This is a genomic window from Clostridia bacterium, from assembly GCA_016887505.1.
Taxonomy (GTDB): domain Bacteria; phylum Bacillota; class TC1; order TC1; family UBA5767; genus UBA5767.
Genome location: CP069393.1, coordinates 212,263 through 234,235, shown reverse-complemented (window position 1 = coordinate 234,235; position 21,973 = coordinate 212,263). Strand labels below are relative to the sequence as shown.

Below are 21,973 nucleotides of genomic sequence, written 5' to 3'. Positions count from 1 at the left end.
TGTGGTTAGTCAGTAACTACAGCTGTGCCTGATGCTGTCACCATAAGCATATTGCCACCTTGCCCTAGTACCTCGTAGTCAATATCTACTCCGACTATTGCATTGGCCCCTAGTACCATTGCACGTCTTTCCATTTCGCTTAAAGCATCTTCTCGCGCATTGATTAGTTCACCCTCGTAAGAGCCAGAGCGTCCACCAAAAAAATTGCTTAATCCGGCAGCAAGATCCTTAACAAAGTCCACTCCAGAAACCACCTCGCCAAATACAATTCCCTTATATTGTTTGATTTGCTTTCCCTCTATTCCAGGTGTCGTTGTAATAATCATTTATTTTTCCTTTCAACAATCGTTCTTACCCATTTTCTGGCAACCATTTCAAAATTTTCAATATCCATTTCATGTTTATCAAAGGCCTTAATTTCAACCTGGCTACAGTTTTTAGTTTCTTCGTGGAATCTTTCAGCCACCTTGCCAGGGCCGCCTTGGCAGGTATAGTAGCAAAAAACTTCTTTTCCAGTCAAATCTTGCTTTGCAAAAAAGCTTCGAATCGCTGGCGCAATACTAGAAGCCCAAACAGGTGTACCGATAAATACTAGATCCGCTTCGGTATCAAAAGTATAGGGCATCAATTCTGGTGAGCGTTTGGAAACCACTTGGTACCCACCCCATAAATATTTTGAAAAACCCTGTCCAACTTCTTTTTGAGGTTTAATTTCACAAAGTGCAACCTCCCAGTCTGTTGCAAGCTTCAGTTCATCCACTATTGCCTCAGAAACATCCCTCGTTATGCCCGAATGCGAATAAAAGGCTACTACCACTTTCATCATCCCACGTTCCTCCTACTTGACTTTACCTTCCTTCACTGTCATACTTTTTTTGTTTGACAACGAAGGAGGCACACATGAAAAAAATCTTTCTTACAGGTGTCGTTGCTATACTGCCTATCACAATATCATTATACATCATATATGAACTATTCAAGTTTGTAGATGGCATTTCTGCAACATTCATAGATGCCTTTATCGATATCCATATACCTGGTATGGGATTTCTCTTAACCATTGTAGTCGTATTTATAATCGGTTTCTTTGCCCAGAAAATTGCAGGAAATGCATTCAAAAATTTCTTACACAATCTGTTGCTTAAACTACCCATTATTTCTACTGTTTACGGACCCATAAAGCAGCTCACCGATAGTTTTGTAGGAGAAAAAAGTGATTCCTTCAAAGAAGTCGTCATGATTGAATACCCTAGAAAAGGCATCTACTCACTTGCCTTTTTAACCAGTCACAAAAAGGGTGCTCCACAACAGGCTGTAAAGCAGGATTTGGTCAATGTTTTCATCCCAACGACACCCAATCCTACGTCTGGATTTTACCTACTCATTCCGGAAAAGGAACTCATACATATGAATATTACTGTTGAAGAAGGGCTTCGGATGATTATATCTGCAGGCATGATGTATCCACAAGATAAGGGTGAGCCACTTCCTGAAATCCTTACAAACTCACAAGAGGATGAGCCTAGTATTTCGTTATAAAAGTTTTAATCCAAATAATCATGACCACCCGTAAAACGGGTGGTTTGCACAACCCCTATAAGGGGATGTTACTGGCCAGCGCCTAAAGACGCTGGCTTTCACTTCGTTCAAGCCACTTTGCATTTGTCACTGTTGCCGCCCCTCAAGGGGCAATATTAGGTAACTAATTCTTAAACGGGTCCTTGTACTCTTTCACGCTCAGTTTATCCAACAGAATATCCTGATTTTCCTGTTCCCGTATATACTTCTTAATTGTCGCTTCATTTAGGCCTACTGTAGTCACGTAATATCCTTGTGACCAGAAGTGTCTATTCCCGAACTTGTATTTCAGATTTGCATGTCTATCGAATATCATCAGGGCACTTTTCCCCTTTAAATATCCCATAAAGCTCGACACACTCATCTTCGGCGGAATGCTCACTAGCAAATGAACATGATCTGGCATCAGCTCGCCCTCGATAATCTCTACACCCTTGTATTTGCATAAGTCTCGAATTATCTCACGCAAACTCTCTTTATATTGATTGAAGATTATCTTTCGTCTATACTTAGGTGTAAATACGATATGATATTTGCACATCCACTTGGTGTGCGATAAGCTATTTGATTTATTAGCCATAAAATCACCTTTCCTTTTGTTATATTAGTAGCCTGAACAACTCTAGTATAACGGAAAGGTGATTTTTGTTGTTTAACAACTGTTTCCGCACCCGCATAGCGGGTGGTTTTATGTTTCGCTTGCTTCGTAGCTCAACAAGCTAAAGCCACAATAAAAGCGACCGGAAATCCGGTCGCTTACTTTTTATCCTTAAACTACTGAACTACTGGTTTATCGTGATTGGTCCAACCATGAGGAGCATTGGCCTCTACACCGAATCCACCATTTAAAGAAACGGCATCATAGCCCATGAGTCTTAGTGCTGCTACTGTCTGACCTGCCGTTTGACCGGAATAGCAATAAACAACAATGGTCTTATCTTTCGGCAGATTAGCAAATCCTGCGGCCATGTCGTTGCCCCAAGGAAGAAGCTCCGCTCCTTCAATGTGGCCTGCATCATAATCACTCTGGCTACGAATAGACAGAAGATAGAAATCTTCTTCGCCATTTATCATAGCTTCCAAATTGTCCTCGGAAATCTTATAGTTTGCATACCGAGTATCTGCTAGATCAGCCAAGCCAGCATAATAGAAATCTAGGGCTGTTTGTATTTCGCGGCTAATTTCAGTAACTTCTTCTCCTGCCTCAACAGCTACGGTATCCACATATTCCTCATAACCTGGAACCGTAGAAATACCAAATACATAACCCAAATTTACACTTCTTGCATCAAAGCCAGCTAGATTCAAGGTGTGAACAGCCTGACCTGCAGTCTGACCTGAGTAGCAATAAACGAAAAGTGGTTTATCTGCTGGAAGTTTCGAAAGAATATCACTAACTGCTGTGCCCCAAGGAGCATTGATTGCACCACGAATGTGTCCTGCTTCATAGTCACTTGCTTGGCGAATATCCAAAATGGTCATATCTTCATTTGCAGCAACCAAATCTAGAAACTCCTGTTGAGCAATCTTATAGATGTGTGCCGGCATATTGGTGAAATAATCTGCGATTGCTTCATTAAGAGCCGTAGTTGGCTTGCCATGGTTGGTCCAACCATGGGGTGCATTTGCTTCTACACCAAAACCACCATTTAGAGAAACTGCATCATAGCCCAGCAGTCTTAACGCAGCTACCGTTTGACCAGCCGTTTGTCCAGAATAGCAATAGACTACAATCGTCTTATTTTTTGGCAGATTAGCAAATCCTGCTGCCATCTCATTTCCCCAAGGAAGAAGTTCAGCACCTTCTATGTGATTCATATCGTAATCACTCTGGCTACGAATAGATAGGAGATAGAAATCTTCTCCACCATTCATCATGGCTTCTAAATTGTCTTCTGAGATCTTATAGTTTGCATATTTGGAATCTTGAACATCAGCGAGTCCAGCATAGTAATCATCCAATGCGGCTTGTACATCCGCATCGATTTCTGTTACATCGTCCGATAACTCAACTGCTACAGTATCCACCAATTCTTCGTAACCTTCTACCTTTGAGATACCAAAAACATATCCCAAATTGACACTTCTCGCATCAAAGCCAGCAAGGTTCAAAGTATGTACCGCTTGGCCAGCAGTCTGTCCAGAATAGCAGTATACAAACAATGGTTTGTCAGATGGCAGTTTGGTAAGAATATCACTGATGGCCGTACCCCAGGGAGCATTGACAGCACCCTTCACATGACCCTCTGCATAGGCATCCGCCTGACGAATATCCAAGATTGTCATATCGTCACCAGCAGCAACTAGATCTAAAAAGTCCTCTTGTCCAATCTTATAGATATGCTCTGGCATGTTTGCAAAGTATGCATCTACTTTTTCGCCGACAACACCCATATCGGCAGGTTCTTCACTATCACCCAAATCCATCGATGGTTCCGCTACTTCTGCATCCTTGCTACACGCTACTGCGCTGAACATCATGAGCAATACTAGCAAAAGTGATAACGTTTGTTTTAACCCTTTCATATGTGTACTTCCCCCAAATAATATTTTATGAAGCATCCTGCGTGTTTACGACAGGTTGTTCAATCTCCTCAATTGTTCCTTGTGTCTCCCATTCAAGCCAAGCACCGTCATAAATCTTGACGTCGGTGTAACCCGCTTCTTCAAGAAGCATGGCTGTTGCGGTAGCTCTTACAGACGTTTTGCAGTACACATAGATGGTATCATCCTTTTCCAAACCGAGATCGCCATAGTCTAATTCAATGGTCCGAATCGATTTGAAGGTTCCGTCAGAATAGTAATTGTTGGTATGTGGGTAGCAAATAGAACCTGGTATAGATCCTTCGGCCACTTCCGCTAGACTGCGCACATCCAAAATTTTAACCGTATCCTTGGGATCTTCAACCTGTGCATTCACCATATCAAATGTAGCAATCATCTCAGGATTGGCATCTTGGGCAATATAGTCAACCGCAGGATAGCTTGGCTTCTCTTTCGTAAGAGAAAGGCCTGCAACTGCGATGGCCTTTTCGCCACCATTGATAACTTGTACATTTTCATGACCGTATACAATCATGGACCAACGCAACCGGGTGGCACTAATGCCGTCGTTGTCGTAAATCAAGACCCGTGTATCGGCAGAAATACCATGCTTTCCAAGAACAGTTTCCACAGTTTTCTTGTCAGCAAGCATGTTTTTTACAGGCTTATCTGTGCTGACGGCGGAATAGGGAATATTTACGGCTCCCTCTAAATGTCCTTTAGCATACTCTTCTGAAGGTCTTGCATCAACCACAATCACGTCGTCCTGGCCGACCAAGGATTCCACTTCTGTAACTTCGACTATACTCATCGAATCTTCATACGCGGTATTCGTACAGCCTACCAAAACCAATACGGCCGCCAGTAGAACGAGAGCGATGACGCGTCCTCTTATGTTCATCATCTTAAGGCCTCCTTATCCATTTCATGGGATTGAAAAATAAGTGTCTTAGTATGTGATGTCTTTCACTAAATAGGGTACGTGCCGGTACACCTCTTAGCTATAGCCACTATATCATCTTGTGAAGATGATAACAAACCTTACATTATCGTTATTTTAAAAGCTATATTAAGAATATTAATAACAAAAACCAGAGCATCGCCATCTGGATATTGGCCTTTTTCTCTGATGCGTTATAATTGGGTTAGAAAGTGAGGTAACAATGCAACGATTCCATGAACAGATTATCGCCATTGCAAGCATCGCCCTATATGCCCTGATCAATGCGGTTAGCTTAACCCACTTTCCTTTGATGCATTCGGATGAATCTTGGATTGCAGGATTGACCCGCCATATGCTGAACGAAAAATCCTTGTTCGTCACAGAACCCTTCTTTGATTTATTTCCCCGGAGTGCCCATCTAATCAAGTCGGGCTTTCATCTCATGCAAATGCCCTTTATCGCTTTGGGTGGTTACAGCCTGTTTGGGGTGCGGATGCTTTCACTTACTTTCTCCATATTCTGTCTAATTTTGGTTTATAAAATATATCAAAAAGAATCCAATACGAAAATAAAATTCTTCGCCCTGCTCATCCTCATGAGCAACATTGAGTTTATCAAAGCAACACACTTCGCTAGACAAGAGATGCTCATGCTCTTCCTCTTTCTTCTTGCCTTTAGCTATATCATTACTTTGTGGCAAAGAAGCGATAGCAAAACTATCGGCTGGAAACAGACTCTCCTTCTATCTAGCATTATCGGCTTTGCAATAAGTGTGCATCCCAATGCCCTATTGCTGGCAATGGGTGCCGGGCTCGTTTATCTATTCTTTTGGCGAACCGGTACAATCCGTTTTCACCAGCTCGTACTGCTCATCGTTTTTGTAGCTTCATATGCCGCCCTCCTAGCAGGTATGAGCCTCTACGTTAACCCTGAATTCATTCAAGGGTATTCTGCCTATGGTAAAACCATGGGGGTTTCCAATAGCCTTGCAAGCAAGGGTATGGGATTCGTAGACTACTATCGTAAAATCTATCATCAAATTGGCGCTACCTACTATATCCCTCAGGAGCGCTTTTTACTCATTACCGGAGGTATTGCACTCCTTTGGGGCACTGTGAAAACGCTAAGGCTACTGATTTCACCTATGCGTCGCGACCATCTTGACCTAGCGAGTTGCCGCATCATTTTATATACCCTCTTTATTTGGGGTATGCAAGCTGGCTTGCTTGTCATCGGTCGATTCAACACCAACTATATCCTTTTCCCCCTACTCTTTAGTCTGCTTTTATTTTTAGAGCTCATATATAATGTATGCTCAAATTCAAGCTTATCCGCAAGGAAAAGTCTGATAGTACCCGCCATACTGGTGCTATTCATTTCCTTGCAGAGTATAAACGTATATCACAATATAGCTGGTCATCCCCAAAATGACTATTCTGCATATCTAGCTGAGATTAGATCCATCTTAAGTCCAGAAGATAAGACACTCGGAAACCTCAACACCGGTTTTTTCTTTGCGGATACGTCTTTACTGGACTTCCGAAATCTAAGTTACTTACCAAGCGGTTTGAGCCTTCAAGAGTATCTGGAGCAAAACAATATCACGGCCATCATCCTACCGGAAGAAATGGACTACATTGCTCGAAATCAAGACCCCTGGCGTATTCTCTACGGCCCCTTGGACTATTACCCTGCGTTGCAAGCATTGCTTAAAAGAGACTATCTTCTAGCACATAGCTTCACGAGTCCCGGATATGGGATGCGTATCGTACGCTACCTAGATGGCTATCCCTGGGGGGTGCAAATTTACATAAAAAAAGCTGAACCTAGGAGTCCAGCTCATTGATCAAGTGATTGAATAATTCTTTTTGCTCATCTCTACTCATGTCTTCATTTGCTTGGTAGAATTGGTACTCACCAGCCTGCTTGATTAAAAGTACACGGTTTCCTAGGGACATTGCCTCTTCCAAATCGTGTGTGACAAGCAGAATGCTCATGGTATGTTTTTGGAATATCTTTAGGAGTAGATTCTGATTTTTCTTTCTAGTCTGGTAGTCCAAATTGCCAAAGGGTTCATCCATTAAAAGGAGTTCTGGCTTACGCATCAGGGCTCTAGCAATAGCAGTTCTTTGCTTTTGTCCCCCGGACAAGGTATGAGGATAGGCTGTCTCCTTATCCAATATACCCAGTTCAAAAAGGATTTTTCTTGCTTCCGCTAGATGGTTTTCATTCTTTTCAAGTCCCACCAATACATTGTCTAAAACCGTCTTCCAGGGAAAGATCTGTTCGTAATCTTGAAAAACCATGGCCTTTTTAAGCCCCGGTTTTTCGCTGAACTTACCAGTCATCTGTTCACAGTCCTTTAGGCCGGCCATAAAACGAAGTAGGGTGGATTTACCTATACCAGTAAGCCCAACCACCGTTAGAAATTCCTTCGTACCGAGCGTAAGATTAAGTTTTTCAATCAAAGCCTTCCCTTGGTAGCCTAGCGTTAGATTTTCAAGTGTAAGCAAGGTGCTCATTTACTCATCCCCCACTTTCCAACAGTTCTTTTTTCTATCCAAACGAAAAAGACATCTTCAACCAATATGCCCAGTAGGGTAATCACCAAAAGACCTGCCAACAGGGCCGGGGTATCCATAAACACCCTTTTTTGATAAAGGTAGGTTCCGAGTCCACCGTGTTGTCCTATTACACCAAAAATCATCTCTCCCGCAATCATGGCGCGCCAGGCTCTAGCCCAGGCCGTTTTAAGACCACTTAGCAAATAAGGCAAACTACTCGGTAAAGCAATCTCCATAAATCTAGTTTTCTTGGATAAAGAAAAGACATCTGCTATTTGCCCATAGATGGTCGGGATGGCATCGATACCTGCCTTCAAATTAATTGCCAAGGGCCAAAGTACTGAATGTACAATCATTACCACGATAACCCGTTCTCCAACACCGAACCATAAAATTAAAAGAGGCAACAAGGCTACACCTGGTAGGGGATGGGCAATCGATACCAAGGTCTGGACCAAGTCTTCCCAAAAACCCTTTTTACGCCATAGGTAGACCAAGAGAAAGGCGAGCATCAAGCCAAAAGCCAATCCCATCAGTATGGTACGCAAGGTAGTGAGTATTTGGAGGGCCAATACGCCCTTGCTCAGTTCGCTCCATAGCGCTTGGAGTACTTTAAAAGCGGAGGGAAAGCTTACGGCTGGATAAATACCCAGCATATAGATTATCTGCCATATTCCCACTAGCATAAGACCTACTGCAGAATGTCTTATAAATCTTTCCATCATCATTCCTCTTTTCCATCCAGATAGCCCGCATCCTGCATGAAAGATTGGAATGTTTCCATCCCCTTCACTTCTGTGCCGAACTGCAACTGTTCCGTAAACAAATAGTCTCTAATCTCTTCTGGATCTAGGTCATAGTAAGTTGAAAGAAGGGCTACCGCCTCTTCAGGCTGGTCATGCATCCAAGAAATGGCTTGTTCCAAAGTCTCTTGTAATAGTGCAATTTGCCCAGCCTTTTGCTCCCTACTTTCAGCAGAAGCAACCCCAATGATAAACGTAAAGGGTCCACCAAAGGCTTCCTCTCCATCCAAAACAAGTTGATATCCATCTTCTTCTAGGGCCATACTCACGTAGGGTGGAGAGGTGAACTGCAAGTGGATACCGGCCTTGGTTCTGAGGGCCTGCAATCCATCTGGATGGTTCATGCTTACGAGCTGGTTGTCAAAGGCAGTTGCATCTCCTAGCATTTTTTCTGCAGCCATGGAAAGTAATATATGTTGTATGCTTCCTGGTTGGGGAAGGGCAATTCTATGGAAGGATTCAATATCTTCAATCTTTTTGATTGATTCATCATTACTCACCAGACCAAGCCTCGCCTGTGTAAGGCCCGTAAAAACGTCCCAGTCCATTTTCTTATCCCGGCCAATCAAATAGGGAGGGATCCCCATAAAGCCAATATCCAGGTTGCCAGACAGCATGGCTTCGCGCATAGCGCTAGCATTACCCAATTGTACCCATTTTACCGATAGGCCTTTTTCTTCAAGCATGGCTCTTTCTTTCACTATGACTAGCGGTGCATAGGCCATTCCATATTGGTCGGCAATTTTTAGAACATCCTTTTCGGATGACCTGTTGCAAGCGCAGCTCAACAATCCAACAACTAGTAGAACAATCAATAGGCGCCTATCGTTCATGAGGTATTCCTCGCTTTAACATTAGATTTCTTCCGGATTCGTCCAGGATGCGTACCGTTTGGTAGAATTGGTCAATATTCTCCTTGAGTGATTTCCGGTCTGGTGCACATATTATGGCAAATCCTGCTCTTTGTGAGGCTCTTTTTGTTTCAACGATCGTATCCTCTACCTGGTAAAATATACTGGCATCGACTACACCTTGCAGGGCACACATCGATTGTTTGGAACTTACCCTTGCTACTGTACCTGGCCTAGCAAAAAACAGTTCCACCGATAGATATTTCTTGGCTGGAAATTCCACCGCTTGCAACCTATGATACTCTTTTTCACTAGCCTTATTCAAAACCTCCAAAATTTGTAATCTAGCAATATCTAGGCCTAGACATTTTTCTATATACATATCCTCATAGGCGCCACCTATGCGGCAGGCAATTTCATTGACAAATAAGCCGTCACGGCCTATTAGCATTTGAAAATAGATGGGACCATTCTCAATGCCAAAGGATTCGACGATTCGGTTTGTATAGGCCCGAATCTGGTCGCCATAGGCATCGAAATGTTTAGAAGGATATTCATGCGCTACGCAAATACCCAGCCTTCGCTCATCTGAGAAACGCAAGCGGTCACAGACGCTGATAATTTTTACTTTTTTATGCCTGACCCAGCCGCTAATGGTAATTTCATCACTGGGATAATAGCTTTCCAAAATAGCCTGCTTTTGTCTAGAATTCTTCAGGGTTTCCCTAAGTTTATTCTTCATTTCCTGGTAGGAGTGAACCAGGTAGAGTCCACGCTGTCCTTGTGAATCCTGGGGTTTCAATACGGCCGGAAAAGAAATTTCTAGGCAGGCCTCTTCTATGCTTTCATCCACAAGCTGACTTTTCAAAAAAGGAATTCCTGCCTCCGTAAAGCGTTCCTTCATCGCCTTTTTGTTCGTCACCAAATGGGCGGTTTGGGAATCCAGATTGCTATAAAGGCCTAAGGTTTCTGACACTTTTGCTGCGATATAGACTGGCTGATCTGAGCCGCTGGTGTAGAGCGCGTCTATCTTAGCCTCTTTCGCCGCAGCCAAGGTTTCTTCATAGGAAAAGGTACTGGCTAGTTGGCATAGGTCTGCGATTTTCTTGCCGGGAGAATCCACATTATAGTCACTGGCCACCGCTTGGTAGCCCATACTCTGGATCTTTTCTATGGCATAAAGCTGGTTGTAGCCTGCCCCTAAAATCATTACTCTCATATACCTTTTCTCCTCGTGTTAGAAGGCCTTCTTAGGCCATAGTACCAGTATATTCTTAGCAATAAATGAACCAAGGAAAGAAGATTATAATTGCTTTTATCTCGTGCAGAAGACCCCGGGGTCGTAGTAATACTAGCGACTTGCGGTTCTAGCTCTAGATGCATGCAAGATATATAATTGAAGTTGCCATCATGTCGCCTGGCTGCAAGGTGGAGCCTTCTGGTAAAGGCTCTGAAACTCCCTACCTTGTTTTCCCCAATTGAGGGATACAAATGGCGGAACATAGCATCTCTCATTTTTGATCCTATCGACCGGATGAATCCTGCTTCCTTTTGCCCAGATATGCCATATACTAAATCATAGCCAGATGCCACAATGTTAAGTAACCTTGGTATATCTTCAGGATTATGCTGGCAATCGTCATCCATCGTGACCAAAACGTCTCCATGCGCAAGTGCCAAGCCTTTTAACAAGGTATCTTGTTGTCCTTTTCTTGTATCATTTTTGAAAGCCCGTACCACAGGGTGCTCGTTTGCTAGCGCGAAAATTATTTCTTCACTTGCATCCTGACTTGCGTCATCCACCAAGATTATTTCCAAATCCAGGGCTTCTTTTTGTTGCATCCGAATTAGTCCGGCTACGACCTTTTTTACGGATTTTTCCCCATTCAATACAGGGATGACGACGCTAACCATGAATCCTACCCATTACTTCTGCCACTGAAGAAAGGACATTACTCGTTTCTTGTTTCGTCATTCGGGTGTAAAGGGGCAGACGGACCAAGGATTCCCCTAGATGTTCTTCTAAGGTAAAACTTTCTGACTCCAAAAGAAATTTCTTACCATAGGTCGACGCATGCAAGGGATAAAAATGGCGATAGCAGGCTATCTTTCTTTGTTTCATTCCCTCGATAAAGACTTGTGCTTGCTCTTTTGTTCGAAATACCAGATAAAATAGATGGGCATTATGCTTTGTTTCCACTGCTTTTTTACCAGAATAGTTTAAGATTGCCGGATGCTTCAACTGTCTGAAAAAGTCTACATAGCTTTGGTAGGCTCTGCATCTTAATTCGTTGTCTACATCAAATGTTTTTAATCCTTCATACAAGATGGCCATGAGCAAATCACTAACTACAAAACTCGACCCTAGACCAGTCCACTGGTAAAATTCTCTGTTTCCCCGGGTATATGCTGCCCGGTCTGTACCTTTTTCCAAAAAGCATTCAATATCTTCGAACTGGTCCTTGTGTTTATCTGAGACCACAAGGGCACCGCCTTCTCCACAGCCTACATTTTTTGTGGAATGAAAGCTAAGGGTACCATAGTCGCCAAAACTACCCAATGCTTGCCCGTCTACTGTTGACCCAAAGGCCTGGGCGGCATCTTCAATCAGTATAAGGCCTCTGTCCTGGCAAAATTTTGCCAATTCTTTAATCTTATAGCTTACGCCGGCATAGTGGATTACGATAACTGCCTTGGTTTTATCCGAAATTAGTCCTGGCAATGCCTCTAGATCTAAACAATAGCTGTCTTTTTCTACGGGGGCATAACAGATTTTGGCACCACAAAGTAGTACGGCATTGGCATCGGATGGGTAGGAATAGGACGGCAAGATAACCTCATCATCACGGTCTAGCTTACATAGTCGTACAGCCAATTCCAGCGCATGTGTGCAAGATGTCATCATCCAAACTTGACGGTCAAATCGTTCGCCTAGAAGGGTTTCCACTTTTTTTGTGTATGGACCGCGACCCTGCCAATGACCAGAGTTGAAAGCTCTATTCAAGGCTTCTTTCATGGCCTCATTTTTAAATGTTTTGTTAAAATCCATAATACACCTTTTCTTAGCCTATCTCTCTGACAAATTTACGATATAATAAATCTAGACCTATTTCTAGGTCTAGTCAATGCCAATTCATGGAGGCACTCATTATGAAAGAAATTAACTGCATTGGAGATTTCTGTCCAATTCCCATCCTGAAAATCAAAAAAATGCTAGAATCTTGTGAACCGGGAGAGACGTTTATCGCGATTTCCGATCACGATTGTGTGCGGGAATCCATCGAGGAATTTCTAAGCCGCATGAGGTTTTCATATTCTATCAAAGAACTAAATGATGGAATCTTCCAGGTCTTGATTACCAAAAATTGCTAGCAGAAACCATCTCGTCCCAGTTCTTGCATTAAGTTTAAGGTCTCGCGTACTGATTCACTCAGTTGATTCCATTGCTTGGTAATCATGAAAATATCGTACTCTAACATAAGCCCTGCTACTTCAACGATTTTATATCTTCCCTCAAACAATTCCTTTTTAACGGCCATATATGGCAAGAAGGATATTCCAAAACGATTTTCTAAAGATGATTTGACGGAGGATATGGAATCCACTTCAAAAACAGCATTCAAGGATTCATAGGAAACGCCTACATAGTCTAATTCCTTATTTAGGCAATAGTTTACACTCTCCCTATTTTTCAGCTTCACAAACTCGTATTTGTATAAATCCTCTACATCAATCTTATCTGGGATGTTATAGTCCTTGGCCGCGACCAGAACCACTTTTTCTTTACCAATGACATGATGCAATAGTGATTTTTCCCTAGCATGGCAGGAGATAAATCCAATATCACAGATATCATTGACGATATCTCGCACAGTGTCTTCGTTGGAGCTGGAAAAGAGCTCATATTTATGGTCGGGCAATCTTTTCTTTACCTTGTATAAGATACAAGGAATCGAATAGTTTACCAAAGACCAGTTGCCGTTGATCATCACGGTATCCATTTTGCGCTCGTAGCGCTTCAATTCCTGATTCATCATCTCATAGTTGCGGATGATGTTTTCTGAATACTTGACAACAATCTTACCCATATCTGTTACTTCCACACCTTTGTTGCTTCGTTCCAACAACTTATAACCTAGTGAATCCTCAATTCTGGAAATCAACTGGCTAAGAGCCGACTGTGACATATGTACCTGAGAGGCTACCTTGGAAATGCTCTTCGCTTCTACCACCAGTTTGAATGTCTTCAATGACTCAATATTCATCGTATTCCTTTCTAGCATTTGCTTTTCTTATGAAATCGACATTTTCGCAGACCATATATATGGCTTAATCTTTAGTTATCAATATATACAATATAGTATCATAAATTCCAATAATCGACTATCGTGAAAGATGTTACAATTGTGTTGGGATTGTGAAATATGTGTCAAACAAAATTTCAAAGACAGGAGTAAGATGATATGTCAGAAACTACCAATACAAATTCATCGGGCTCTATCAGTACCACGCGCAGGAGAAACCGGGCGCCGCGAAAACCCAAAAAGAACATGATTCCAGTTGGGTTGGCCGCCGCTTTGGTATTTGTCATTATTGGCATTTTGCTTGCGCAGAGATCCGCCATGCTGGGATTTTTCTGGATGACGGGTATTGCTTTTGGTTTTGTATTACAAAGGGCGCGGTTCTGTTTTACCGCCTCCATGCGAGACCCCTACCTTACTGGTGGGACTTCGCTGACGAGGGCAGTACTCATTGCCTTCGCACTTACAACCATAGGTTTTACCGCCATCAAGTATGGTTACTTTGCAAAAGGTCTTCCGATACCAGGTATGAGCTATGTTGTGCCAATTAGTCTCGCTACCCTTGTCGGAGCTTTCATGTTTGGTATCGGTATGGTTATTGCCGGCGGATGTGCTTCAGGTACGTTGATGCGCGTTGGAGAAGGTTTCTTTATGCAGGTGCTGGCCTTGGTTTTCTTCGTTGTAGGATCACTATGGGGTGCACATGATTTTGAGATGTGGAAATATTTATTTATTTCTAAAGGAAAATCAGTATTCCTACCAGATATTTTTGGTTGGTCTGGAGCCGTTTTTGTACAGCTCCTTCTGATTGCCGTACTCTACGTTGTCGCTCTCAAATGGGAGCAAAAAAAATCGAATCATTAAAATAGGAGGATTGAATCATGAAAGAAGTAATAATAGATAGTTTAGGTGAAGCTTGTCCAGTGCCATTGGTAAAAGCACAAAATGCACTCAAAGAAATGGAAGTTGGCGATGTCTTGATCGTTCAAATCGACCACAGTTGTGCTATGAAAAACGTTCCGGAGTGGGCTAGAAAAGAAGGCCATAACGTGGAAATCGAAGAAGTAGACGACGCTGAATGGGAAGTAATCATCGAGAAAACAAAGTAAATTAGGGGGTACCCATATGGATAGCTTAAAAGCTGTTTTTAATAAGTTGCGGGACAACGAAATCTATCAACAGTGGTTTAAGAATCCTTTCACGTATGTTATGGGCGCAGTTCTCTTGTCCATCCTGCAGATCAGCACGTTGGCGGTAACCGGTAGCCCCTGGGGCGTATCTGGTATATTCGCCAATTGGGGCGCCTGGATTTTCGAGGCTTTCGGTGGCAGCGTAGACAAGTGGTACTACTTTAGTAGTGCTGGAGCTCAAAATACATTGCAGCAAGGTTTTCTAAACCATCTAGGTTCCATGAGGAATCTGGGAATCATCGTGGGTGCGCTATTTGCAACCCTCATGGCTTCACAATTTAAGATCAAGAAAATTAAAAATAAAAAACAAGTCGTAGCAGCCATACTCGGCGGACTTCTGATGGGTTACGGAGCCAGGATTGGTTTCGGATGTAACATAGGAGCCCTGTATAGCGGTATCTCCTCCCTCTCCTTGAGTGGTTGGGTCTTCGGTTTCGCTATGTTCTTTGGAGCTATGGTCGGCAGTAAGCTCTTAGTTAAATTCTTTATGTAACTTGAAAAGAGCTTCTTCGGAAGCTCTTTTGTATATGAAAGAGGTATATTATGGCGCGAGAAAAAAAAGTTGAAAATTATGATGTTGTTGTAATCGGTGGAGGTCCTTCAGGATTAACGGCAGCCATCTATGCAGGCCGGGCTCGTCTGAATACTTTGTTAATTGAAAAAGCCTTGATTGGTGGATTGGCTACCTATACGAATGCCATCGAGAACTACTCTGGTTTTAATGGTGCACCGAAGGGTGAGCATATCACCAACGAAATGAAAAAACAGGCTGAAGAAATGGGTGTGAAATTTAAGCTTACCGCTGTAAAATCTGTAAGCTTTGGTGGAGATGTTCAAGTAGTTGAGACTTTTCGCAACAAATACATCGCGAAAACAGTCATCGTAGCGACTGGTGGACGTCCTAGAACTACTGGCGCTCTCAATGAAGAAAAGTTTCTTTTTGATAAGGGCATCTCTTTTTGTGCTACTTGTGATGCCGCAGCTACTACTGGCAAACACGTCTTGGTCATTGGTTCTGGTGATGCCGCAATTGAAGAAGGCATGTTCCTAACCAAGTTTGCAGATAAAGTAAGTGTTTCCATCATACACGATGAAGGAAAAATGGACTGCAATGAAATTGCTAGGGAAGCAGCACTGGCCAATCCCAAAATGAATTTTTACTGGAATACAGTAGTCGATAGCTTTGAAGGCGATGAAATGCTTGAGAAGGTGAATTTGAAGAACCTTAAAACGAATGAGATCATTCCTGTAGAAACTGACTCTTGTTTTGAATTCATCGGTTATCTGCCCAATACAGAAATATTTGAGGGTACATTAAACATGAGTGGCCACAAATATGTCATTACCAATGAGCGGATGGAAACCAACCACCCTGGTGTCTTTGCTTGTGGCGACGTGCGGGATAAGTGGCTCAAACAAGTATCTACTGCTGTCGGAGATGGTGCCATCGCTGGTTTTGCTGCTGAAAAATATATCGCTGAGTCTGAGCAGTTTGAAGAAGTCTTGATGCAGAGTGAAAAACCAGGTTTAATCTTTGTATACAATGCAATTGATCCTGACTCACGTAAATTCCTATCTGTTATCGATGCCTATGAAAAAGCAAATGGTGGTTCTATTGCCGTAAGTAGAGTGGATGTCTACAAATCCACCGGACTTGCTGACCGCCTCGGTGTAAGCAACTATCCAGCAGTCGTGTTCACCAATGAAGGTCAAGTGTCTAGCATATTATATGAAGGTCTTTGTGAAGAGGGTTTTTGTACGGATACCTTTGATGAGCTAATTAAGAGCGCCTGCAAAAGCTGTAACTAAGGTCTAATATCTACCAGAAGGAGAATGCTATCTTTCCTCTCCTTAATCTTTCCTCCTTCTGGTATTTATTATAAAAAATTACAAATTCTAGAAAAAAAGCTGTAATTTTCACCCTCAATACTTTATAATACAACGTATCGGGGTGTGGCTCAGCTTGGTAGAGCGCTTGACTGGGGGTCAAGAGGCCGCAGGTTCAAATCCTGTCACTCCGACCATATAGAAAGCCCGTAACCATTAGGTTACGGGCTTTTAACTATTATTAGATAATCTTGAATTAGCAATAAAAATATACATAATGCAACTTCAGTGCAACTCCGCATAGCGTACGTATCCGTTGCATTACTATTCGCAAGCTTTAAAACCATATATTTCATATGAATCTATGGTAGTTTGAATGCTAGATAACGTGAGTAATGGTTAACAATCAGTTCGTTGAATACATAATTATACCTAGTCCGATTTCCATGTACCATAGCAATAAAAATCTCTTGCATCTGAGAATCTATACATTCGCTTGTGTCCAATTATTTAGTGAATTCAATACTCTTACTCACTTTAGCTGAGTAACGCATTGTGCCCCAGTACAAAGCTCCTATGTCTATTCTCCAGCATCATATAACACTACGTTACTCATTTTTCCTTAAACCAAAAACTTAAGACTTTAATCTTTTCTTGTTCACCCTAAACAAAGATAATCTCAGCATATGTCCAAGCCTACTCAACATATCAATTCTATAATCGTGCAACTCTCAGTCAATTCATCTCAAACAAGCGGCTAAATCAATCATGATCCCTAGCATATAAATCCACAAGACGAATTAGTTCACTAATAATTTGACCCTCCCAATTACGCCAGTAGCCACAATCGCATACGATAATAAGTTTCTTTTTTGCTCTGCTTATTGCTGTATTTATTAACTGAATACCATTCGTGTTAGGATTAAGAATATCGGTACCTGTCGCTGATAAGATCTAACGCCTATGAGGACATATTCACTGTAGAATTTAAATCCGGTCTGACGGTGAATGTGGAAAGATAATAATAAAAGCTGATCAAGGCATTCTAGTTAATTTGACGTTTAGTAGCTGGCCTTTATATTGAAAAAACTTAAACCAAGTTTCTATGATTTGCTTAAAATCCTAATGCTTTAGCTAATTTGAATCAACTATAAAATTATCGCAATACTTTTTATGATAGGTTTTATAAAACTCCACTAGAAAAGCCTTAAAATCATTTATTCTCATATCTCCATCAAAAGTAGTTTTTTTACCATTTTTATCAATAAAGAGTAATTTATCATCTTCAATTATATCAATATTTACATGAGATATTGCATTTCTAAGATGCCTAATAATATTTTCACAATTATTAAGACCATTCTGTATCACATTTGTTCTGATTGTCATTTTTTCTAAGATTTTTTCTATTTCATCTGAAAATACTTCTAAACTATTTTTTTCAATTGATTCCTTTGGAACAACAAGAAATGCATATGCCATCATTAAAAAATAACCACTGTTATAAATTGGGAAATCAGGATTTTCATTCCATACATTTGTTTTTTCCTTTTGTGTATCAATATATTCCTTTAGGGTTATATTAGGATTTGTTTTCAAAATTGTGTCTATGTCCATGACAATCTGTGTTGTTAACCACGCTTGCAATGGTATCTGTACTCCCCTATCCTTTTTTCCAGTAGCCATTTTACTTCTCCATTTTTTACTAAATCGAACTCAGTTAAGAAATATACTGTACCTATTGTCATTAATCTCCTCTCATATATAGATATTCAACCTACTCTCTCAACCTCCATAAATCAGAAATACATCTAATCCGTTCTTTAAGGGTCAAAATCAAGCCTTTGGAATGTTCTCTCAAAGCAATATTTACACAATTTTTTTCACAGCAATGCCCTAAAAGTCCTTATATGATCCTTCCCAGCTACCTACTCATACCCTTTATATCAATACTACTGTCTCAACGTGTGACGGAGCGTTCGTTTTGATGTCTTTAGCGTAAATTCACATATCGACGTTCAAGTAAATACGCGGACGCTATTTTCACTTTTTTCCCGATTTCGGAAACATACCCAAACTCTATATCACAGTATTCCTTAAATTTATTTCCAGGTATCTTCAACATTATTTGTCGGCGTAATTACTTTTATCTGCGCATTTTCATTAACAATTATGATATAGAGGTTGTTGTTGTTTCTGAAATAATCTGGTAATTTCATACACTGAACTTTATATTTATCTTCATATGGAATAGCAATAGCATAATTCCAGGTTGAAGATTCCATATTTTTTACTAACTGGCCTATGCATGTGTTAAAATCAACAGTAATTTGTGAAGTCATACCTTTTGCTTCAATAATCCATTTTTCATCATTTTTTTCAGCGATGAGATCAATTTGACCATCCTTCTGAATCTCAAATCCTTCGTTCGAAAAATAATTCTCAATAGCTTCTTGAATAAAGGCTTCATTTGGATATACTTTTTCTTTTTTAAAATATTTCATAAATTCATATCCTTAAACTATTTTAAGTATTATTAAATCCTACTGCTTTTTTGCCGCTTGATCTTATCTTTTAAAAATTTTCTTAAGAACGGTCTGATAGATCCCATAATAATAGCTTTAATTTTTCTATCTTGAGCTAGTGTTATAGTATCCTTGTCTCGCTTATTAAACATCTTCAGCAGGAATTCAAAATCCCCTTCGGGGTTAAATCTGTTATAGATGTTTGCCTGGAAAGCGCCCTCTTCATATAGATATACCAGAAGTTTCCTTGAAAAATACTCCCGTGAAAACATTATGTACTCGTTTTTTTCAATCGCGTGTAGTAACTTAAATAATTGCTCTTTTATTGATGCGTCTTGGTTTAAGTCATCTCTCTCAAACTTCTTAATGCATGAACTACCTATCGGATAAAGCATGTTTCCGTTTTCCATATTCCTTATTGTAAAAAGATAGCGTAATTTTTCCTTCCCACAGATGCAAGATAAGAAAAGAGTTTCATCTTCTTCACAATCAAAAACTTCCCACTCATATATAGCATCTTCCCAAATTGAAGCCTCGGAATTATCAACTACCTGCTTTATCAAATTTCTATAATATGGGCTATTAGAGCTCATTCTATTCACACCCTCTTTGTAAATTACTTTTTCCTATTTTCTAGTAGTTATGGTTCGCTGCTTTCAATTTCTTTTAATGTTTTTCCATCAGTAGTTTTCCAAGCAGTTAGCCCATTAGCATGGCCACCGATGACAAATGCTGCAGCATAAGATGGACTTTGGGAAAGTATATCCTCCTGCAAAATTCCATTTTCATCAATAGCTGCTTTCTGGCGACTTTCCTTGACACCAGTTGGGATGCTGTCTGAATCAATTGTCTCGATACGACTACCTTTAAGTACAACAAATCCTTCATTTGTTTGTTTGCAATTAGCCTCAATAATCTTTCTACTTTTTCGGCTCTTACGTTTCATGTGCAGAAACAATTCTTTACTCTCATTAATTACTGACGATTCTTCAATAAATGAACTATCTTTATTTAATGGTTCAAAAACTTTATATCCAAATGTACCCATAACGATTTTGGAGTAATCTATAAATTCCTCCAGTTCGCTTTCTTTTTCTTCTGTTATATTCCCAGATGTAGGATCATTTCCGTTCTTAACAATATATCGTTTTGCTTCCGTAGCTAAATTACAAAATCGGTTTTCAAGATAACTAATCTCTGTAGGACCGAAGGAATTATTTGAGGTTGTATACACAACGGTCTCGGTCCAGTAATCTTTATCAGGATTGCTCTTATGTTCCTGTAAGCGATAAAGAATTCCTTCTCCGTTTTTTCTCACTCCAGCTTGTCCAATATAAACAACATTCTCCCCGGTTTGATCAGAAGTACCAAACAAAAAATATACCCCACTCTGTTTGAGATCATATCGTTCTTTACATTTCTCTAACTCAGTTCTAGGTATCTTGTACGCTACACCAGTCCAGTTTGCTAAAGTACATTTAATGCGACCACTCGCTGTCCCATCCATTAAATATAGGTTTATACTTTTGCCTCGAGCTTTCATATCGTATAACCTCCTCGAACTACATTAGATATCATTTATTCAGCAAAGATTTCAGGCACACTGTGCTGGATATCTTCTGTTCCCTTTCTCAATCTTACATTACTACATTCCAATAATGGATACCATAAATAATTTCCTTGGATTCATCTTTGACATTGTATTCGCTCTTGTAATTTCTGATATAGGTAGATGCTCCACTTGAGAAGCCGTTATGTCAAAGTCGCGCAAACACATCCATACATTTATTATACATTTTATCTGTGCTTGAAAGCAAGTAGCTCACAAACTGAAGCATTATACCTTTTAGACAATAATTCAAGGGAAGATGACTAATTGTCATCCTCCCTACTTAGCATAAGCCACCTCTATTATTTTACGAAAGCCCAGCCAGCAATCGCATCACCAAGTCCACGTCCTTATTTTCGAGTTCCTGAATGATATGCAAGTAGGTCTTTTGTGTTGTGTTAATACTCGAATGCCCAAGTCTTCTTGCTACACTGGCAGTAGATACGCCAGCAAACAACAAGAGAGATGCGTGCGTATGTCGCAAACCATGAATAGATATCACTGGAATTTTGCACAGCTTGCATAGGCGTCCTAACTTGTGGTTGACGGTCGAGTTATAAACCCTTCCATCTACGAATATTGGCTTGTCATGCGGTATCCCTTTTGTTAGCTCAGAAAACCGAATCACAGTTTGCCAATCAATCTGTATTTTGCGTATCGAAGATCGATTTTTTGTTGGTAAAAAGCCCCCATTTCCTTTGTAATCCCAAGTCTTACTTATAGTCACAGACTGATTCCTAAAATCAAAATCCGCTGATGTTAACGCAAGTGCTTCGGAGAACCGCATACCAGTCTTTGATATCAGCAATATAAAATAATCCCAGTTGATTTTTTCTTTTAGTTCTAAAGATGTAATCAAAGTTTGAAGCTGAAATTGATTCAGATATTTTATTTTCTTGGCTCGTGGAATTTTACCTTTGATGATAGCTTTACGAGTAGGGTCACGGTCAATCAAGCCTTCATCTACAGCATCAAGAATTGCTCCCTTAAGCTGATGATGAAAATCCATAACTGTCTGCCTTTCATGGTGCTCAGCATATTCATTGAGTAATTGTTGGTATCGAGTTCGATCAAGTTCATTCATTCTCAAACCCGGAACAAGCTTGACCAGCCACTTGCGTGTCATCAAGTATTTATCCATAGTCACTTTTCTAACTGCACCATTTTTGTATACATCAATCCATTTTGCATAATAATCGCAGAAAATATCTGCATTACTAACTTCATTTGACATACTG

At 40.7% G+C, this 21,973-nt stretch carries 24 protein-coding genes, 1 tRNA gene and 1 pseudogene; 8 read left to right on the top strand and 18 right to left on the bottom strand.

What is annotated here, in order from left to right:
* Positions 1 to 5: 5 nt before the first annotated feature.
* Both JR334_01035 and JR334_01030 read right to left on the bottom strand, forming a co-directional pair.
* Positions 6 to 326, bottom strand: a complete 321-nt coding sequence (locus JR334_01035; GenBank protein ID QRN85849.1) for a putative heavy metal-binding protein — start codon at positions 324 to 326, stop codon at positions 6 to 8.
* The gene (locus JR334_01030) at positions 323 to 826 is read right to left on the bottom strand and encodes a hypothetical protein (protein QRN85848.1); all 504 of its coding nucleotides are present in this window, start codon (positions 824 to 826) and stop codon (positions 323 to 325) included. The genes JR334_01035 and JR334_01030 overlap by 4 nt, the downstream gene beginning before the upstream one ends.
* A gap of 74 nt (positions 827 to 900) precedes the next feature.
* On the opposite strand from JR334_01030, the gene JR334_01025 reads away from it, so the two are divergent.
* Entirely contained in the window at positions 901 to 1,539 is a 639-nt protein-coding gene (locus JR334_01025) for a DUF502 domain-containing protein (GenBank protein ID QRN85847.1), read from the top strand.
* Positions 1,540 to 1,702: 163 nt separating this feature from the next.
* On the opposite strand, the gene tnpA is transcribed toward JR334_01025, so the two are convergent.
* The 4 genes and pseudogenes from tnpA to JR334_01005 all read right to left on the bottom strand — a co-directional run bounded on the left by tnpA (position 1,703) and on the right by JR334_01005 (position 5,026).
* Positions 1,703 to 2,158 (bottom strand): IS200/IS605 family transposase, encoded by a 456-nt coding sequence (gene tnpA, locus JR334_01020; GenBank protein ID QRN85846.1) that lies wholly within the window; start codon positions 2,156 to 2,158, stop codon positions 1,703 to 1,705.
* 194 nt (positions 2,159 to 2,352) lie between these two features.
* Positions 2,353 to 3,126: a rhodanese-like domain-containing protein gene (locus JR334_01015; protein ID QRN86823.1), complete on the bottom strand. Its 774-nt coding sequence runs from the start codon at positions 3,124 to 3,126 to the stop codon at positions 2,353 to 2,355.
* Positions 3,127 to 3,168: 42 nt separating this feature from the next.
* Positions 3,169 to 4,104, bottom strand: a pseudogene (locus tag JR334_01010) (sulfurtransferase).
* 25 nt (positions 4,105 to 4,129) lie between these two features.
* On the bottom strand, positions 4,130 to 5,026 hold the full coding sequence (locus tag JR334_01005; protein ID QRN85845.1) for a sulfurtransferase: 897 nt from the start codon (positions 5,024 to 5,026) through the stop codon (positions 4,130 to 4,132).
* Positions 5,027 to 5,285: 259 nt separating this feature from the next.
* Between JR334_01005 and JR334_01000 the strand changes: the two genes are divergently transcribed.
* Positions 5,286 to 6,911, top strand: a complete 1,626-nt coding sequence (locus JR334_01000) for a glycosyltransferase family 39 protein (GenBank protein QRN85844.1) — start codon at positions 5,286 to 5,288, stop codon at positions 6,909 to 6,911.
* On the opposite strand, the gene JR334_00995 is transcribed toward JR334_01000, so the two are convergent.
* The 6 genes from JR334_00995 to JR334_00970 form a co-directional block, all read right to left on the bottom strand.
* A complete protein-coding gene (locus JR334_00995) occupies positions 6,892 to 7,587 on the bottom strand; it encodes an ABC transporter ATP-binding protein (protein ID QRN85843.1) in 696 nt (231 codons plus the stop codon). The genes JR334_01000 and JR334_00995 overlap by 20 nt on opposite strands.
* A complete protein-coding gene (locus tag JR334_00990) occupies positions 7,584 to 8,285 on the bottom strand; it encodes an ABC transporter permease subunit (protein QRN86822.1) in 702 nt (233 codons plus the stop codon). Before JR334_00990 ends, JR334_00995 begins: the two co-directional genes overlap by 4 nt.
* Positions 8,286 to 8,353: 68 nt before the next feature.
* On the bottom strand, positions 8,354 to 9,265 hold the full coding sequence (locus JR334_00985) for an ABC transporter substrate-binding protein (protein ID QRN85842.1): 912 nt from the start codon (positions 9,263 to 9,265) through the stop codon (positions 8,354 to 8,356).
* Positions 9,255 to 10,502 carry an ATP-grasp domain-containing protein gene (locus JR334_00980; GenBank protein QRN85841.1) on the bottom strand — a complete coding sequence of 416 codons (1,248 nt, stop codon included), beginning with the start codon at positions 10,500 to 10,502 and terminating at the stop codon, positions 9,255 to 9,257. The genes JR334_00985 and JR334_00980 overlap by 11 nt, the downstream gene beginning before the upstream one ends.
* Positions 10,499 to 11,197, bottom strand: a complete 699-nt coding sequence (locus tag JR334_00975; GenBank protein ID QRN85840.1) for a glycosyltransferase family 2 protein — start codon at positions 11,195 to 11,197, stop codon at positions 10,499 to 10,501. The genes JR334_00980 and JR334_00975 overlap by 4 nt, the downstream gene beginning before the upstream one ends.
* Positions 11,190 to 12,332 (bottom strand): aminotransferase class V-fold PLP-dependent enzyme, encoded by a 1,143-nt coding sequence (locus tag JR334_00970; GenBank protein ID QRN85839.1) that lies wholly within the window; start codon positions 12,330 to 12,332, stop codon positions 11,190 to 11,192. The genes JR334_00975 and JR334_00970 overlap by 8 nt, the downstream gene beginning before the upstream one ends.
* Positions 12,333 to 12,433: 101 nt before the next feature.
* On the opposite strand from JR334_00970, the gene JR334_00965 reads away from it, so the two are divergent.
* Positions 12,434 to 12,655, top strand: coding sequence for a sulfurtransferase TusA family protein (locus JR334_00965; protein ID QRN85838.1), 222 nt, complete (start codon positions 12,434 to 12,436; stop codon positions 12,653 to 12,655).
* Here JR334_00965 and JR334_00960 read toward each other — a convergent pair.
* Entirely contained in the window at positions 12,652 to 13,566 is a 915-nt protein-coding gene (locus tag JR334_00960; protein QRN85837.1) for a LysR family transcriptional regulator, read from the bottom strand. The two genes, JR334_00965 and JR334_00960, sit on opposite strands and share 4 nt — an antisense overlap.
* 180 nt (positions 13,567 to 13,746) lie before the next feature.
* Between JR334_00960 and JR334_00955 the strand changes: the two genes are divergently transcribed.
* The 5 genes from JR334_00955 to JR334_00935 all read left to right on the top strand — a co-directional run bounded on the left by JR334_00955 (position 13,747) and on the right by JR334_00935 (position 16,798).
* Positions 13,747 to 14,448 carry a YeeE/YedE family protein gene (locus JR334_00955; protein ID QRN85836.1) on the top strand — a complete coding sequence of 234 codons (702 nt, stop codon included), beginning with the start codon at positions 13,747 to 13,749 and terminating at the stop codon, positions 14,446 to 14,448.
* A gap of 17 nt (positions 14,449 to 14,465) precedes the next feature.
* Positions 14,466 to 14,693 (top strand): sulfurtransferase TusA family protein, encoded by a 228-nt coding sequence (locus JR334_00950; protein QRN85835.1) that lies wholly within the window; start codon positions 14,466 to 14,468, stop codon positions 14,691 to 14,693.
* Positions 14,694 to 14,709: 16 nt separating this feature from the next.
* Complete coding sequence (locus JR334_00945; protein QRN85834.1) at positions 14,710 to 15,267, top strand: YeeE/YedE family protein; 558 nt, start codon at positions 14,710 to 14,712, stop codon at positions 15,265 to 15,267.
* Positions 15,268 to 15,317: 50 nt separating this feature from the next.
* Positions 15,318 to 16,583 (top strand): FAD-dependent oxidoreductase, encoded by a 1,266-nt coding sequence (locus tag JR334_00940; protein QRN85833.1) that lies wholly within the window; start codon positions 15,318 to 15,320, stop codon positions 16,581 to 16,583.
* Positions 16,584 to 16,721: 138 nt separating this feature from the next.
* Positions 16,722 to 16,798, top strand: a tRNA-Pro gene (locus JR334_00935).
* 937 nt (positions 16,799 to 17,735) lie between these two features.
* Here JR334_00935 and JR334_00930 read toward each other — a convergent pair.
* The 5 genes from JR334_00930 to JR334_00910 all read right to left on the bottom strand — a co-directional run bounded on the left by JR334_00930 (position 17,736) and on the right by JR334_00910 (position 21,969).
* Positions 17,736 to 18,287, bottom strand: a complete 552-nt coding sequence (locus tag JR334_00930) for a hypothetical protein (GenBank protein QRN85832.1) — start codon at positions 18,285 to 18,287, stop codon at positions 17,736 to 17,738.
* 416 nt (positions 18,288 to 18,703) lie between these two features.
* On the bottom strand, positions 18,704 to 19,105 hold the full coding sequence (locus JR334_00925; protein QRN85831.1) for a hypothetical protein: 402 nt from the start codon (positions 19,103 to 19,105) through the stop codon (positions 18,704 to 18,706).
* A gap of 32 nt (positions 19,106 to 19,137) precedes the next feature.
* The gene (locus tag JR334_00920) at positions 19,138 to 19,719 is read right to left on the bottom strand and encodes a hypothetical protein (protein ID QRN86821.1); all 582 of its coding nucleotides are present in this window, start codon (positions 19,717 to 19,719) and stop codon (positions 19,138 to 19,140) included.
* Between the two features lie 47 nt (positions 19,720 to 19,766).
* Positions 19,767 to 20,669 carry a GIY-YIG nuclease family protein gene (locus tag JR334_00915; protein ID QRN85830.1) on the bottom strand — a complete coding sequence of 301 codons (903 nt, stop codon included), beginning with the start codon at positions 20,667 to 20,669 and terminating at the stop codon, positions 19,767 to 19,769.
* A 373-nt stretch (positions 20,670 to 21,042) separates the two neighbouring features.
* A complete protein-coding gene (locus JR334_00910; GenBank protein QRN85829.1) occupies positions 21,043 to 21,969 on the bottom strand; it encodes a site-specific integrase in 927 nt (308 codons plus the stop codon).
* Positions 21,970 to 21,973: the final 4 nt, after the last annotated feature.